Raw genomic sequence first — 17,091 nt, 5'->3', positions numbered from 1 at the left:
TTCTTGCTATAAAACTAACAGCTGTTTCAGAAAGATAGAAATTACAATATAGGAACGGTGGCACTCAGTTTATTTTCGGTAAAAATCAACTTATCTACTGCTAAATCTCCCAATTCAGGAGTTTAATATAGAAGTCAATGCATTGACTTTATTTTTATTGGTAGAATGAATGGCGGAGCTATTCGCGATTGTAGTAGAACGGTACTTATATAAGCAGGCAGTAATTAAAAGAACAACTGTAATAATTGAGCAAATGGTTCTCACATGGTTTAGTTTGTTCCATTTATTTTCAAACAATGCTCTTTGTGCCTCAATAGCTTCTCTATCGGCAGAAAGAATATTGAAACTCTCCAATCCATTATTCAATGGGATATTCCCAACCACTGTAACCCCAAAAACACCAATTAAATAGACCACCATTGCCATAACTAATAGTAAGAAGTTGGACTGATCTGAGTGGAGATAAGTATTGAGTAGGAGTAAGGGCAAAATGCCTGGAAAAGCAGCAAAGAATACCGGATTCAATATTTCTTTATTAATAGCTTGCATAGCTTTTAAGTATTCTATATCGTTGAGTTTACCTAAACCTATTACTACTGAACAGGAATATGCATAAAAAAGACCTGCCATTAAAGCTGCTGCAGTTGTTGTGGCGATTAAAATGATGTCTGCTGTTTTCATAATCGTATATTGTTTAAATGATACGACAAAGTTCAGCAGGATATCAGGGTTAAAATAGAAGAAAACCGACACTTGTTCAGAATCTAACCTGGTTGAATTTTTTAGGAGTTTTACCCGTAAAAGCCTTAAACACTTTAATGAAGTGCGATTGGTCTGCAAAACCATTAGTATAAACTATATCAGTTAGTTTGGTATAATCTTTTACCGTTAATTGTTCCAGCGTATGTTGAAACTGAATGATTTGTGAAAATTTCTTGGCTGAAATACCTACTTCGTTTATGAACCTTCGTTCAAAAGTCCTTTCGTTTAACTTCAAATCCTCACATACCTTTCCTATGCTTAATTGCCCTTTATTATCAAGAATTAGTTCTAAAGATTGTTTAATTTTGAAATCAATAGTTGATTTTTTAACTCGAAAGCGGGTATATAGAAAGTCAGATAACAGATTGATTCTGTCTTTGAAATTGGACTCAACTTTTAGCTTTTGAATTAAAATCTCAATTTTATTATCATCTAATTGCATCAAATCATAACAATTATCATTAATGCTTTTGGGATCGAGCTCAAAGAAACTTTTCAATACAAAAGGGTATAATTGAAATATGATAAGTTTGTAGTTGCCCTCCATTACCAATTCGATAGGGTGAATGGTTTGCCCGTAGAGAAATAATACAGGCATTTGTTTTCGGTGTGGATTAACTAATAGTCCGTTTTGGGTTTCCTGAAATATTAAACCAGGGTATCCATCGGCAAAGAAAGGCAGGATAGTTTTCGAAGTATTTTCATACTCTTCAAAAACCAGGATATTCTTTATAAATAAAGAGACTGATTTATCGGGGATTATATTCTCAAATATCATTATTAATACGTGCCGAGAACTAAAGTTGGTGTATAAAACAACAGACAAATTAGGCCATAATTGAGTATATATGAAAAAATCAAAAGAATTTATAGAATGAATGCTTACATTTATCGAAATAAGTAAGCAAAGCATGAAGAAAATCGGGCTAGTTGGAGGTATCAGTTGGGTTTCTACAATTGATTATTATCGATATATCAACGAGGGTATTAATCAGAAATTAGGTGGATTCAATTTTGCTGAATGTATTATCTATTCCTTGAATTTTGACGATTTTCAAAGAAACAATACGCTTGGCCATTGGGATAATACCTATCAGCTTATTTTCGAGGCCTGTCAGCATTTGCAGAGAGCAGGGGCCGAGGCAATCGTTTTATGTGCTAATACGGCGCATGCCGTTGCAGATAGATTAGAAAATAGTATTGACCTACCCATTATTCATATTGTAAGCGCAACGGCTAAGGAGATAAACGGGCAAGGATTTAAAAAAGTAGGGTTACTGGGTACAAAGTTTACTATGGAAATGGACTTTTATCTGAACAAACTCTGGGAATATCATATAGAAGCGTTTGTGCCCGAATCTCAGAAGGTAAGAGATTACATTCAGCAAACCTTGAAAGAAGAATTAGGTAAAGGACTCATCAGGCAGGAAACGAAAGAAGCCTATTTATCAATTATTAAAAATATGATTAACCAGGGTGCTGAGGGTATTATTTTCGGATGTACTGAAATTCCGATGCTTCTGAGTCAGAAAGATGTATCCGTGCGCGTATTTGATACCACTTTCATTCACGCTAATGCAGCTGTCGAATTTGCTTTATCTGCTGGTTAGTATTACCTCTATTACGAATAGGCACTCAGGTAGCTTTTAAAGATATTATGAATTTTGTTTGATAAACCAATCTGAATCCCATCTACCTCGCAGAAAAGTGTATTACCTTTTTCATGTATATTTTTGATATTACTCCAGGGAATCAACAGATAAGGGTGCCCGAATCTAAACATTGGGCCTACTGAAAGAAATAGCCCTGCTTCTGAAAGGGATACATTCAGAATACTGTTATAATAAAACTTTCCGATTTTGCCGGAAATACCAAAATAGTTGATTTCGTTGTGTGTATAAGTAGTTTCATAGGTATGTTTCAGCGTATTCCACCCACTTAAATGAGCAATGATTTTGAGGAGTGCTACCCAAAACGCTGCTATTATAAAGACTCCCGTCAATATCAGAAAAAATAACTCCATGGCTTCTAATTGTTGATGTATTCCTAACTGTCTTGCAGACTAATATAAGTCTATTTTTTTTTAGCGAATGCGCAGATTTTTTTTCGGCAGGTTTCGATTGATATATGGCGGAACTTGATTGATATTTGGCAGGAAACAACAGGCGATTTGAAAGACCCTGAAATTTGTTGTTTGATTGATAAAAAAGTTTTTATTTATATTGAATAAAGTTTTATAAAACAGAGGGTATTCTGGCCTGCTTTAACACTATATCATCTTGAAAATCAACAAATCATATACTAAACTATACTGCTCGAAAATCTATAAAATTTTCCTCTTTTATCTACTTAGTTTACCACTTTCTGCGCAGGAAATTGGTAGCGGAATAATAGAACATTTTGATAATACCAACGGACTCCCACAGAATACAGTAGTATCCATTATGGAAGATACAAGAGGATTCCTATGGTTAGGTTCGCATGATGGGCTACTTCGATATGATGGTTACCAATTTAAAGTTTTTCGACCTGACCCTGATAAACCCAAAAACTCGTTACCCCATGCTCGTATATATACCATCTATCAAACTGAAAGCAAATTATGGATTACCACTGGGAATGGCATGTCTGAGATGAATCTTAACGACGAATCATTTCATAATTATATGACAGGTTTTCGGGTAAGGGCTATATATCCTAATGGTAAAGATATTTTCTGGTTAGCTACCAATCAGGGCATTTATTCATTTAATATCCGGACTAAAAAACATACAAAACTAACGGCTGGTAATGTATTTGATTTGGTGTTAAACAACGATTTTAGCAAGATTTTCTATTCGACTACTGAGGGATTTTTTGAATATGATGTGGCCTCTGCCAAATCAACTAAACGGATTTATAAAAATTTTAACGAGAATATATCTTTTGGTCTTTTAAAGGCAGGGAGTCTGACCTGGGTTAATGCTGATAATCTGGGAATGATTGTTTTAGATGAGAATTGGAATGAAACTAAAATAATTGATTTTAAAAAGTTCTTTCCTCATCTGAAAGAATTCAGTGTCAATGGACTTAATACTGATAAGCAAGGAAATATATGGGTAAGCACGCTTGTAGGACTTTTTAAGTATAATCCTGTTAATAATACGTTGCTTTTGCTTCCATCTGATGATAATAAGCCTAATCTTGTACATGGTTCACCGTTGTTTACTTCTTTTGAAGACCATACCGGTGTCATATGGGCTGGAAGCAATAACTCGGGGCTCAGTAAAATTAACCTGAGTAATATAAAATTCAAGACTATCAATATGGACAATGGTCTGAACAACAGGTTTATTCTTACATTCTGCGAATCGGGAGATTATCTGTTAATTGGTACTGATGGGGGAGGCCTGAATTTATGGAACCGGAAGACCAATAAATTTGAATATATTTTAAGTACAAATATTCAACAAAATCGTATTTTTTCCATTATTGAGATTAAGCCGGGTATTTATTGGTTAGCTACTTCAGACAATATAGTTGAGTTTAACCTTGAAAAAAGACGCATATATCCATTAGCCTCTGAACATGCCGCATTGACAAAAAGATTTGTTAATCAGTTCATTAAGAAAATGATTCATACGACCGATGGTAATTTATGGTTAGGCACGCAGAATGGCGTAGTAAAATATAATCTATCCACACATGAGGTTGAAACCTTTAATGCTACAGAAAATGAAGTAGAATTAGTAAATACTCTCTACGAAGACCGTAAAGGAAATGTATGGATAGGAGGAAGAATAAATATTTTAAAATATGACTATCATACTAAGAAAATCAGTGTTGTTAATACCCAATGCATCAATCGTAATATTGTGTTAGACGATATAGGATCGATTTTCCAGGATGATGACAAGCATCTCTGGATTACAAGCTATACGCAAGGCCTGGCGCATTTAGATATTACAACCAACAAATTTATCTCCTATAATGTAAGCGATGGGATGTCTAATAATATTGCTTATTTCGCTTTGCCACATGGGAACGACATCTGGATAAGTACCAATTTTGGTTTGTCGAAGTTTAATAAAAAGAGAAAAACTTTTACGAATTATGATGTAAGTGATGGTTTGCAAAATAACGAGTTTAATGGTGGGGCAGCCATTAAACTCTCAACAGATGAACTGGCATTTGGGGGAGTAAATGGTTTTAACATTTTTCATCCTGATAAAATACCTACCAATACTTTCAAACCACAGGTAGCTATTACTGAAGTAAAGGTGATGAATCAACCTTTTGCTTATGACCATACCAAGCCTATAGAAATAAGTTACCTGAACAACTTTATTTCATTCGATTTTGCTGCTTTAGACTTTATTTCTCCTAAAAAGAATCAATACGCCTATCAATTATCAGGTATTGATGACGATTGGGTGCAGAGTGGCAACAGACACTTTGTGAGTTATTCACAATTACCTATTGGTGATTATGTGTTCAGAGTAAAAGCAGCTAATTCAGATGGAGCCTGGAACGATAAGCCCCTGGAAGTAAAAGTACGAGTAACTGCCCCATTCTGGAAACACAGCTGGTTTGCTTATACCCTAGTGGGTCTTGCTATTGCAGGTATTATACTATTTTTCTCTTTCAGGTTGAGCCAGGTGAAAAGACAGGAAACGGAAAAGACCCAACTAAACCGAAAGATTGCAGAATTGGAAATGCGGGCTTTACGGGCACAAATGAATCCTCACTTTCTATTCAACTGTCTGAACTCTATTAATAGCTTTATTTTGTATAATGAGAATCAGGAGGCATCAAGGTATCTGTCTAAGTTTGCCAAACTGATACGGCAAATATTAGACAATACCGACAAGCCCTATGTGCCAATTGAAAAGAATGTCAGCTTCTTAAAACTTTATGTTGAATTAGAGCAGCTGAGGTTCGGGGAAAGAAGGTTTGATTTTGAAATCAAGGTTGATGAGAATATTAACATACATGAGATACTGTTCCCGACTATGATTGTTCAACCCCATATTGAAAATGCAATATGGCATGGCTTAATGCAGAAAACCGATGGCGTAGGAAAAATTATAGTATATTATTCTTTAAATGAAGAAGAGAACACAGTTTCATGCTCTATCGAAGACAATGGAGTAGGACGAGGCAAATCAAGAGAATTGAATCAGTTAAGTGCCAACCGTCGTGATTCTAAAGGGACTAAAAATGTATTGGAAACCATAGAAACACTCAATAAACAGTATAACACAAACCTGGCAAAGGTAATTACAGAGGATTTATATAATGAAGAAAAAAAGCCTATCGGTACGAAAGTAACAATTACAATTCCTATCTTGGAGGAAAAAGAATAAGGTATGAGTTTTTTCGATATTAATCATATATTTTTTGAGCTTTGGGGTGTAAAAATGAGTTATCTGGAGTTTTATGCTACCATTTCAGGTTTAGTAGCAGTGATTCTCTCAGCGCAGGAAAATGTATGGAGTTGGATTGTGGGACTGGTAAATGTAGTGTTGGCTTTTATGATGTTTTATCAGATTCAGCTGTATCCTGATATGTTCTTGCAGGTATTCTTTTTCATTACAAACCTGATTGGTTTCTGGCAATGGAAGTACCCGAAAGAACAAGACGCTAATAAAAAGAATGAATTAAGAATAAGCCAGTTGTCTTTACAGCAATTTGGACTCCTGACTCTGACTGGATTAACTGGCACAGCCTTATTAGGCACCTTTGCCAAAAATCTTCACGAGTGGTTACCCGTGGTTTTTAGTCTGCCAAGTGCATTCCCATACATGGATTCTTTTACGACTGTTATGAGTATTTTTGCTACATTTCTGCTAATCCGTAAGAAAGTGGAAGCCTGGTGGTTCTGGTTAGGTATAGATATTATCAGTACTTATATGTACTATGTGAAGGAGGTGAAATTATATTCACTACTCTATGCTGTGTTCTGTGTGATAGCCTTATTTGGTGCTGTGAATTGGACAAAAGAATATAAGAAAACACTATAACAAGATAGCCAGATACTATCTGGCTTTCTTGTTTATTTTTGTTTACTTCAATCGCTCTTCAAATAATTTCAAAATTCGTTTGTATTCATCCATCCAGGAGGTTGGTTCTATAAAGCCGTGGTCTTCCATCGGATAACTTGCCATTTCCCAGTTTTCTTTTTTCAATTCTATCAGGCGTTGCACCAATCTGTAAGAGTCCTGAATATGTACGTTTACATCTACCATACCGTGGCAAATTAATAAATGCCCTTTCAGACCTGCAGCATGATAAATGGGAGAGCTTTTGCGATAAGCCAGACTATCCGTTTGAGGCTCATTGAGGATATTGGCTGTATAACCATGATTATACGCTGCCCAGTCTGTTACAGGTCTTAAGGCTGCACCTGCTGCAAATACGTCTGGCGTAGTAAATAAAGCCATCAGAGTAATGAAACCACCATAAGAACCACCATAAATGCCTATTTTCTTAGGATCAATACCATATTTGTCAACCAGTAATTTAGCACCATCAACATTATCAGTCAGGTCTTTGCCTCCCATAAAGCGATAAATACCTGTGCGTACATCGCGGCCATAGCCCGAACTTGCACGGTAGTCAATATCTAAAACAGTATAGCCTTTATCAACCAATAAATTATGGAACATATACTCACGGAAATACTGGCTCCACCATTTATGGACATTCTGCAAATAACCTGCACCATGCACAAAGACAACCGCTTTTTTGTTTTTTAGTTTTTTAGTTGGCTCATAAATACGGGCATAAATATCAACTCCATCGCGGGCCTTAAAAGTAATAATTTGTGGCTCTTTCCAGGCATAAGCTTTAAATTCATCTGTCAATGAATTTGTCAATTGCTCAGCTGTAGCTGTAGGCTTGTTGTCTTGCACAAACAATTCCCAGGGCTTATTCATATAAGAATAACGCAGGGCAATTGCCGATTCATCAGGCGATAAAGTTGCATCATTACCTCCTATCATGCTAGTGATTTTTGTGCGTTCTCCACCAGTTACGGCCATTTTATAGAAATGAGTTTCACCCGGGTGTACCTCGTTAGTCGTCAGATAAAACCATTGCTTATCTTTTGATAATTGCGCTTGTTGTATTTCAAACTTACCTGTGGTCAATTGTTTTTTCTCACCTGTAATCACATTTATTGTATAAAGGTGTGAATATCCCTCCGCTTCTGATTGGAAGTAAAGCGTTTGCTCATCTACCCAACCGATATTACCAGCACTTAGCGTAAAACCCATACCTGGCCCGCCTATCCATGCTTCGTCATGTTGACGGTCTAATAATTTAAGTTTGCCTGTAGCTGGGTCTAAAAGCATAATCCAACGGTCTTTATTATCGAATGAACGTACTACTACCACGGCATTTGAGCCATTTTCTGACCAGTTTGGGGCTGTAATAATTAGTTTGCGGCTGGCGGGTCTCTTCTTAGTTGTATCAGATTGTTTCTGATACTCTTTCAGAAATTCAGGTTGTTGTGTAAGCCCTACTAAATCTTTTGTACTAATCTGATAAACCGTATCTTTCTTGATATCATATACATAGCTATCGTAGCTTGTCATTGGGCTACCTACTTTAGTGCGTGCGGGTAAATCTTCTGTAAAGCCTGATTCTGTCACATAGCTTGGTACAATAGTATTTTTAGCACCAGTAGCAGGGGTTGAAAGTCGATAGGTAATGTAACGCATATCAGGGCTTACCATTGGTACTTCCAGATTTTTGCCTTCTAAATAGATTTCTTTCGGACGTTTCGCCTGGTCGGCTTTAGTATTTTTTTCAGTTTCGTCTTTTTTATCCTTGCGTTCTTTCAATATCTCGAACATAGCCAGTTGGTCTGCTTTCAACCACTTCTCTTCATCGTTGAGTTTGGTTTCTGCTTTTTTACTTCCCGTTATGAAATTTGATATTTGTGAGATAAGACCATCCTCCAGATTAAGGCTGAATATATTGCCGCCTCTTGAAAAAATAACCTTTGTTTCATCGCCATTGAAGTACGGGTTTGATTCTCGTTCAATGGTATTGGTCAATTGCTTGATTTTCAAAGTTTTGCAATACATAAGGTATAACTCTCCTTGTTTTTCATATACTTTCAATGAGTTGTCTCTATTATAAGTACCTGTTTGCGAAGGTAGGGCACGCCTTTCTTTTGGTGTTATCTTTATTGGTGTTTTGTTAGGTAAAACAATTTTGTATAAAGAATCACCCTTATTTTTATCAGGATTCCAGGAGAAATAAATGGTTTTAGAATCTTCTGACCAGAAAATATTGCTGGGCGCTGTTCCCATCCACTTGTAGGGTTCCTGCATAATTTTCTCGACAGTCAATTGGGCTTGGGTAGTGATAGAATACAGTAAAACTGTGAGTAAAATGAAGTGTTTTTTCATGTAATTCAGGGAGTAATGAGTTTTGACAAAATTACTCTATTTTATTAAGTTTGCTAATCTGATTTATTTTGATTTAATTATGATTGATTAGCTATTACCTAAAAACTTCTCAATTGTACTTTCAAGATTGAATATTCTCGGGCTTTGGCATAATAATTGGCTGATGTGTCGAATAAGCGTAAAATATCAACGAAACATTGAAAGGAATTTCAGACTTTTACGTTTATTATTAAAAATTTAAATGATATACCTTTAGGGGCTTGATATATGCAGTTTCTCTTTCCGTCTTTCTTGTGGGGTTTATTGGCTGTTTCGGTGCCAATTATTATTCATCTGTTTAACTTTCGTCGTACCAAAAAGGTATTTTTTACGAACGTTGCCTTTCTGAAAGCGGTCGAAACAGAGACAAGCTCGTTTAGACGTATCAAACAATGGCTGATTCTTGCCTCTCGTATTCTTTTTCTTCTATTTCTGGCTTTAGCTTTTGCCCAACCTTTTTTGCCTGCTAAAAATGCAGGAGCGAATCGCTCCTCTGGTTTGGGAGTAAGTAGCCTGTATCTGGATAACTCATTGAGTATGCAGAATACCACTGAAAACAAACGCTACTTAGACCTGGCTGTTACTAAAATAGATGAATTGCTTACTTTATTCAGTCAATCACCTAATGTGCAATTAGTAACCAACGATTTTTCTGGTGAAGATCAGGCCGTGACCAATGCAACTAAAGTAAAAGACAGATTGACCTCAATCGGTTTATCTCCAAACCCACGTACGTTTGAGAACGTTTATAAACGTCAGCGTAGTTTAGCCCAAAAGCATAATGCCAGTGCCAATAACCAGTTTTTCTGGTTTTCTGATTTTCAGAAAAGCACATCAGGAGATATGAAACAATTGAGGATAGATTCTTTAGATAAACTATTTTTGGTGCCAGTTCAAGGTAAGGCTTCACAAAACGTCTTTGTTGATTCGGTTTGGTTAGCATCGCCGTTTATCAGAGAAATGCAGAACAATGTGTTATATGTAAAAGTCTTTAATTCCGGAGATAATGAAGTAGAAAAACTGCCTGTAAAATTATTCATTGATAATGCACAGGCCTCTACGGCTTCGGTAGATATTGCCCCTAATAGTTCGGCCACAGCTACGTTTAATTTCACTGTAAAAGATAAAGGTTTTCATAAAGGAAAAGTTTCTTTCGATGACCAACCTATTACTTTCGACAACGATTATTATTTTGTGCTAGATGCCTCGCCTGTTATTCAGGTATTACACTTATATCAACAACGCAGCGCAGCCGATTATATCGGAAAAGTATTTGATAATGACAGTCTTTTTGCTTACCATGCTTATAGTGCTAATAATGTAGATGTTGGTCAATTCAAAAATGCTAACCTGATTGTTTTAGAGGGGGTAGAGCAGATAAACGGTACTTTCAGAGCGAGTCTGGAAGAGTTTATCCGTTCAGGAGGAAGTTTACTAGTATTCCCACCATCAAATCCTGATCCGGAAGATTATGGACAGTTTTTAGGTGGGTTTGGTATTCAGAGCGTTTCGGTAATCAGCCAGCCACCATTACCACAAAGTCAGTTACCAATTGCTGAACCTAATCGTCAGAACCCGTTCTACGCTGATGTTTTTGAGCGAACAACGCTTCAAGGTGTTGCCAATACGCCACTCATGCAACCTGTATGGAACTGGTCGGGAGTAGGAGAGAAGATATTGACTTTTAAGAACCTGCAAAACTTTATTACTGCTACTAATACAGCCCAGGGCAAGATTTATTTATGTGCCTCTCCGGTAGAGAAAGCTTATGGAAATTTTGCGGAGCATGCCTTTTTTGTGCCAACGATGTTTAAGATAGCCTCTATGAGTGTAAGACAGGAAAGGGCGGCTTATAACTTTAGTGAGGGAAGCATTACGGTTGATATTCCGAATGTAAAGAAAAACGCCACTTATAAGCTTAAAAGCGTTGTGTCAGAAGCCAACAAGAATAATGTAGAGATTATCCCGATTCAACGAATCAGCGGTAACCAACTGACTTTAGAATTGCCTAAAGCTACCCAATTGAGTGATAATCAGATATTGGAATCAGGTTATTATGAATTGCAGTTGGATGGTAAGACAGAGAAATTGTTGGCATTGAATCATGATAATGAAGAATCAAAAATGGAGTTTTATACACCTGCTGAATTAAAAAGCTTCTTCGCCGGACAAAAGAACGTAACTATCTTTGATAACCTTTTAGATGGAGATTTTGTGAAGACTTTTCAGGAAAGCAATATCGGTACACCTCTTTGGAAATACTGTGTGATATTAGCACTGCTCTTCTTGGCAGTTGAGATATTATTGATTCGGTTTATGAAAGGGTAAGAGATGTTTCATATTATATAAAAACCTTTTGAGTATTGACTCAAAAGGTTTTTATTTTCGTAGTGACGTATTGCTATACGTCTCCGAGGGACTATAAATATCAGAAATTTGTCTAATGGATTTACTCTCTTAAATTACATTTATTGGGTTTTACAGACCCTTGAAGACGTAAAGCATTGCGCGCCGAACCGTACGTCACTACGAATTTTTGATTACTTCACTCTATTAAACATAAACAAATCAGCAAATACCCATTTGCCATTTTCTTGTTTGCCGCGTTGAATCACCAATACATCTGCGCCACGTTTTTCGTAGATGATACGGATAGAGCCGTCCTGTTTTTCAAACAATGCCCAGTCTTTTTTCGATTCAATAAAACCGTAACGGTCTGAAACTTCTTTGTCTTCTACACCAACCAAACCCGGTTTGAAGTGTTTTACTAATACAATAGGGCCTTTGTCAGTTTGCTCAAAAATAAGCATTTCGTACATAACCACTTTATCATCTTTCATCCAGCGCATAAAGCCTGTCAGGTTGTCTCCAGCAGGCTTTGCCCAGAAAGCTTCAATCGGGCCACCATTAAAGGTCCCTTGCCAATGCCCGTGCATAAATGCTACATCGTTCAGGTTAGCCTTAGATTGCGCTAAAGTATTTTTGCTGAATAATAAACAAGCGAAAAGCAATGAAAGAAGGGAAATAGTACGTGTTGAGTTTTTCATAGAAATGTAGGTAAAGAATTGATAATAAAATAAGTAAAATAGTAGGCACAAAAATAGGGCTTATACATGAATATGCAAATTTCATATATAAGCCCTGAGTATATTTAATCAATTATCTCAAACTCTGGTTCAATGCTTCTAAGGCATTAACTCCTGGACAGAGAAGATCTTCTTTCAATTCGTTTAAAGGTGTTTCGCATGTGCCTAAAACCTCGTGTAAACTTTGCGTAGTAGGCTCAATATAAATCAACCCAGTCAGAATCTCTCCTTTGGTTTTGGCATTTTGTAGTGCAATCATCGCAGATAATTTATCTTCCGGATTCCAGCCTTGGTTGAGTTTCTGTAAATTCAGAATAGAACCATCATGCAGCGCCACTTCTTTACCTTTTCCTTCCTCATATGAAGTCGTGATTTCTTCCATAGTAGGTACAAAATCTATAGTTGAAGTAGCTTCTACGTGCTCGCGCACATAATCATAAGATTTAGTAGAACCTGTATTATTATTGAAAGTAACACAAGGAGAAATGACGTCAATCAAGGCAAAGCCCGGGTGAGACATGGCGGCTTTGATTAAGGGAATCAACTGAGTTTTATCACCCGAGAAACTGCGGGCTACAAAGGTTGCGCCCAATTCTAAGCCTAAACCTACTAAGTCAATAGCATTGAACATATTAGTTGAACCCGCCTTGCTGATTGAACCTGCATCTGCTGTAGCTGAATCCTGTCCTTTGGTTAATCCATAGCAACCATTATTCATGACTATATAAGTCATGTTGAGGTTACGGCGGATGGCATGTACAAACTGCCCCATACCGATAGAAGCTGAGTCACCATCGCCTGATACACCAAAGTAAACCAAGTCACGGTTGGCGAGATAGGCTCCTGTGGCAACCGATGGCATACGACCATGCACCGAATTGAAACCATGCGAATTACCTAAGAAATACGCAGGAGTTTTGGATGAACAGCCTATACCTGAAAGCTTGGCAATGCGGTGAGGCTCAATGGCTAACTCAAAACAAGCCTGAATAATAGCTCCGCTGATAGAGTCATGACCACAGCCCGCACAAAGGGTTGAAAGTGCGCCTTCGTAATCTTTCTTTGTATAGTTTATCTTGTTTTTCGGTAAATTCGGATGCCGAAAGGTTGGACGTATATATGTCATGATTTCAGGTAGTTACAAGTGTTTGAGTGATTTCCTTAACAATTTTATCTGCCGTAATAGGCATACCATCAAAATTCAGCACACGAATCAGTTTTTTAGGATTGATTTCCAATTCGTTGATTAACAGCGAACGCATCTGCGCGTCACGGTTCTGCTCTATTACATAAACCACCTCGTGGTCTTCTATAAATTGTGCTACTTCCTCGTTAAAAGGGAAAGATTTGATACGCATCGCATCCATTACAATTTCCTGCTCACGCAATTGGTCAATAGCTTCTTCTGATGAATACGTAGAAGTACCAAAGAAAATAACCCCAATCGGACTCATATTCTTCTCCTGATAGAAATGAGGCTTAGGAACTATAGTTTTAGCCGTTTCCCATTTCTTTACTAAACGTTCCATATTGCGAATATAAACCGCGCTGTCTTCCGTGTAAACTGCATATTCATCGCGTGAAGTACCACGGGTAAAATAAGAACCTTTGGTAGGGTGCGTACCTGGATAAGTTCTGTAAGGGATACCATCGCCATCTACATCCAGATAACGGCCGAAGCGTCCCATGTTTTCAAGGTCTTCAGCGGTCAATACTTTTCCTCTATCATATTGCCTTTCTTTATTCCATTCAAAAGGCTCACTCATATGATCATTCATGCCCAAATCAAGGTCTGTTAACACAATGATTGGTGTTTGCAGACGTTCAGCCAGATCAAAAGCATCGGCTGTTAGTTCAAAACATTCTTTCGGATTACTTGGGAATAACAATACATGTTTGGTATCTCCATGAGAAGCGTAGGCTGCAATCGTAATATCCGATTGTTGTGTACGGGTTGGCATCCCTGTTGATGGGCCGGTGCGTTGCACGTCAATTAAAACGGCTGGTACTTCGGCGAAATAACCCAGGCCTAAAAATTCATTCATTAATGAAACTCCCGGACCACTGGTAGCAGTAAAAGACCTTGCACCGTTCCAGTTAGCGCCAATCACCATACCAATAGCAGCTAATTCATCTTCCGCCTGTACAATGGCGTAATTCTTTTTGCCAGTTACTTTATTAGTTCTGAATTTTTTGGCATATTTTTCAAATTTTTCTACAACTGAAGTAGATGGTGTAATCGGATACCAGGCTGCTACGGTTGCTCCTGCAAACACAGCACCTAATCCACAGGCACCATTGCCATCAATCATGATTCGATTACCTACTTTATCTCGTCGTTCTACACGAATATCTAAAGGATAACTGAAATTCTCCTGTACATATTTCTCACCTAATTGTAATGCCTGAACGTTGGCAGGAATCAGTTTTTCTTTGCCTTTAAATTGCTCAGCCAATAGTTGCTCTAATACACTAAATTCAATATCCAGTAGGGCTGCTAATGCACCTACATAAATGATATTTTTGAATAATTGTCTCTGGCGAGGGTCGGAATATTGCTCCAGACAAATGCCCATGAGAGGGATGCCTAAATAGGTAATATCTTCTCTGATATATTCTTTATGGAGAGGCTTGGTGCTATCGTACATGAAGTATCCGCCGGGGCGCACACTCTGTACATCTTTCAGCATGCTTTGCGGATTGACCGATACCATCAAATCAATTCCTTCACGGCGGCCTAAATAGCCTTTTTCGCTGATGCGTACTTCGTACCAGGTAGGTAAGCCTTGAATATTGGAAGGGAATATATTTTTAGGAGTAACGGGAATCCCCATGCGGAAGATTGCTTTGGCAAACATACCATTGGCACTGGCTGAACCGGTACCGTTGACGTTGGCAAAGCGTACTACAAAATCATTAATAAGTGCTGACATTTTGAGCCGAATCGACGGGTATTACATCCCGGGCTGTTTTATCGTGATTAAATAATAGTCTTTTTAAAATCAGGCACCTACTGTATTGCAGGCATGATAAGGCTTGGTAACGTTATAGAAAAACTTCTGCATATCCCAGGCTGAGGTCGGGCATCTTTCGGCGCATAAACCACAGTGCAGACATACGTCTTCGTCTTTTACCATCACTCTACCGGTGGTGAGTGTTCCTGATACCAACAGTTCCTGATCGAGATTCAGCGCAGGCGCCATCAGGCGAGTGCGCAGGTCTTCTTCAGGGCCATTTACAGTAAATGTAATGCACGACGTAGGACAGATATCCATACAGGCATCACACTCTATACAGCGATTCTCAGTAAATACGGTCTGTGCATCACAGTTCAGGCAGCGTTGTGCTTCCTTGAAGCCCTCTAGTTTGTTAAAGCCCAGTTCAACCTCTTTTTTACGGTCTTTCAGCGTAATAGATTTATCAGCCTGAGCCACCACAAAACGATGGTCGTTAGCTACTACGCTATCATAACTCCATTCGTGGATACCCATTTTCTGCGAAACCAGATTGGTGAAAGGTGCAGGTCTGTCAAGCAATGATTTACCCTGGCAGAATAAATCTATAGAAATAGCGCCCTGATGCCCTTGTGCCACGGCTGTAATCACATTCTTAGGGCCTAAAGCAGCATCACCTCCAAAGAAAACTCTAGGATTGGTTGATTGGAAAGTAACTGGGTCAACCTTAGGCATTTCCCATTTGTCAAATTCAAGACCCAGGTCTCTTTCTATCCAGGGGAAACTGTTTTCTTGTCCGATAGCTACCAGTACATCGTCCGCTTCAATAAATACATGTTCTTCACCCGTGGGTACTAATGAGCGTTTCCCTCTTTCATCATATATTGCATGCACTTTTTCAAAAATCATTCCTTTCAACTGGCCATTTTCTACTACAAAAGATTTGGGTACATGGTTATCCAGAATAGGAATATCTTCGTGCATGGCATCTTCTTTTTCCCAGGGAGAAGCCTTCATTTCAGTAAATGGGCTACGCACTACTACCTTCACGTTTTCTCCACCTAAACGGCGTGAAGTACGACAACAGTCCATAGCGGTATTTCCACCTCCTAATACTATTACATTTCTGCCTACTTTATTTGTATGTTCAAAAGCCACACTTGCTAGCCACTCAATACCAATATGAATATTAGCCGCTCCTTCTATACGACCTGGTAAATCTGTTAAATCTCTACCTCTTGGGGCTCCTGTACCTATAAAAATGGCATCGTAGTCTTTCTCCAACACCTCTCTTAAACTTGAGACGTAGGTTTTAAAATGGGAATGGATACCCATCTCAAGAATATTATTGACCTCTTCGTCTAATACAGTTTCAGGTAGGCGGAAAGAAGGAATCTGGCTACGCATCATACCGCCGCCTTTGATTTGTTCATCAAAAACGTGTATTTCATAGCCCAGCGGAGCCAAGTCTCTGGCAACCGTAAGGGAAGCAGGGCCAGCACCAATCAAGGCTACTTTCTTGCCATTGCCTTCTTTAGGTGCTTTAGGAATAAGATTCTTGATATCTCCTTTATTATCGGCCGCTACTCTTTTTAAGCGGCAGATAGCTACAGGTTCTTCTTCTACTCTTCCACGGCGGCAGGCTGGTTCGCATGGCCTGTCGCAGGTACGGCCTAATACTCCCGGAAATACGTTCGATTCCCAGTTAATCATGTATGCTTCGGTATAGCGCTCGGCCGCAATTAATCTGATGTACTCAGGCACAGGGGTATGCGCAGGACAAGCGTACTGGCAATCTACTACTTTGTGATAGTACTCGGGGTCATTGACGTTTGTAGGTTCCAACGGTGA

12 protein-coding genes are annotated in these 17,091 nt (G+C 38.2%); 4 read left to right on the top strand and 8 right to left on the bottom strand.

Translation table 11 applies throughout. From position 1 onward, the window contains the following. Positions 1-114: 114 nt before the first annotated feature. On the bottom strand, positions 115-681 hold the full coding sequence (locus tag D0T08_RS11180; protein ID WP_116982720.1) for a DUF1772 domain-containing protein: 567 nt from the start codon (positions 679-681) through the stop codon (positions 115-117). 76 nt (positions 682-757) lie between these two features. Continuing rightward, the gene (locus D0T08_RS11175) at positions 758-1,540 is read right to left on the bottom strand and encodes an AraC family transcriptional regulator (RefSeq protein ID WP_116982719.1); all 783 of its coding nucleotides are present in this window, start codon (positions 1,538-1,540) and stop codon (positions 758-760) included. A gap of 100 nt (positions 1,541-1,640) precedes the next feature. Between D0T08_RS11175 and D0T08_RS11170 the strand changes: the two genes are divergently transcribed. Further along, on the top strand, positions 1,641-2,372 hold the full coding sequence (locus D0T08_RS11170; protein WP_229238943.1) for an aspartate/glutamate racemase family protein: 732 nt from the start codon (positions 1,641-1,643) through the stop codon (positions 2,370-2,372). Positions 2,373-2,383: 11 nt separating this feature from the next. On the opposite strand, the gene D0T08_RS11165 is transcribed toward D0T08_RS11170, so the two are convergent. Beyond that, positions 2,384-2,785, bottom strand: coding sequence for a hypothetical protein (locus D0T08_RS11165; RefSeq protein WP_116982717.1), 402 nt, complete (start codon positions 2,783-2,785; stop codon positions 2,384-2,386). A gap of 256 nt (positions 2,786-3,041) precedes the next feature. On the opposite strand from D0T08_RS11165, the gene D0T08_RS11160 reads away from it, so the two are divergent. Together D0T08_RS11160 and pnuC are read left to right on the top strand one after the other, a co-directional pair. Beyond that, positions 3,042-6,107 (top strand): two-component regulator propeller domain-containing protein, encoded by a 3,066-nt coding sequence (locus D0T08_RS11160; protein ID WP_116982716.1) that lies wholly within the window; start codon positions 3,042-3,044, stop codon positions 6,105-6,107. A gap of 3 nt (positions 6,108-6,110) precedes the next feature. Beyond that, positions 6,111-6,764, top strand: a complete 654-nt coding sequence (gene pnuC / locus D0T08_RS11155; protein ID WP_116982715.1) for a nicotinamide riboside transporter PnuC — start codon at positions 6,111-6,113, stop codon at positions 6,762-6,764. Positions 6,765-6,806: 42 nt separating this feature from the next. Here pnuC and D0T08_RS11150 read toward each other — a convergent pair whose 3' ends face one another. Continuing rightward, positions 6,807-9,161, bottom strand: a complete 2,355-nt coding sequence (locus D0T08_RS11150) for a prolyl oligopeptidase family serine peptidase (RefSeq protein ID WP_116982714.1) — start codon at positions 9,159-9,161, stop codon at positions 6,807-6,809. 267 nt (positions 9,162-9,428) lie between these two features. On the opposite strand from D0T08_RS11150, the gene D0T08_RS11145 reads away from it, so the two are divergent. Next, complete coding sequence (locus tag D0T08_RS11145) at positions 9,429-11,528, top strand: BatA domain-containing protein (RefSeq protein WP_116982713.1); 2,100 nt, start codon at positions 9,429-9,431, stop codon at positions 11,526-11,528. Positions 11,529-11,740: 212 nt separating this feature from the next. Here D0T08_RS11145 and D0T08_RS11140 read toward each other — a convergent pair whose 3' ends face one another. From D0T08_RS11140 to D0T08_RS11125, 4 genes are all read right to left on the bottom strand, one after another. Beyond that, complete coding sequence (locus D0T08_RS11140) at positions 11,741-12,247, bottom strand: DUF6265 family protein (protein WP_116982712.1); 507 nt, start codon at positions 12,245-12,247, stop codon at positions 11,741-11,743. Between the two features lie 112 nt (positions 12,248-12,359). After that, entirely contained in the window at positions 12,360-13,412 is a 1,053-nt protein-coding gene (locus tag D0T08_RS11135; protein WP_116982711.1) for a 2-oxoacid:ferredoxin oxidoreductase subunit beta, read from the bottom strand. 4 nt (positions 13,413-13,416) lie between these two features. Then, positions 13,417-15,219: a 2-oxoacid:acceptor oxidoreductase subunit alpha gene (locus tag D0T08_RS11130; protein WP_116982710.1), complete on the bottom strand. Its 1,803-nt coding sequence runs from the start codon at positions 15,217-15,219 to the stop codon at positions 13,417-13,419. Between the two features lie 69 nt (positions 15,220-15,288). Beyond that, entirely contained in the window at positions 15,289-17,085 is a 1,797-nt protein-coding gene (locus D0T08_RS11125) for an FAD-dependent oxidoreductase (protein ID WP_116982709.1), read from the bottom strand. Positions 17,086-17,091: the final 6 nt, after the last annotated feature.

The organism is Emticicia sp. C21 (assembly GCF_003418935.1).
Taxonomy (GTDB): domain Bacteria; phylum Bacteroidota; class Bacteroidia; order Cytophagales; family Spirosomataceae; genus Emticicia.
This window is presented reverse-complemented; position numbering and strand designations above follow the sequence as displayed.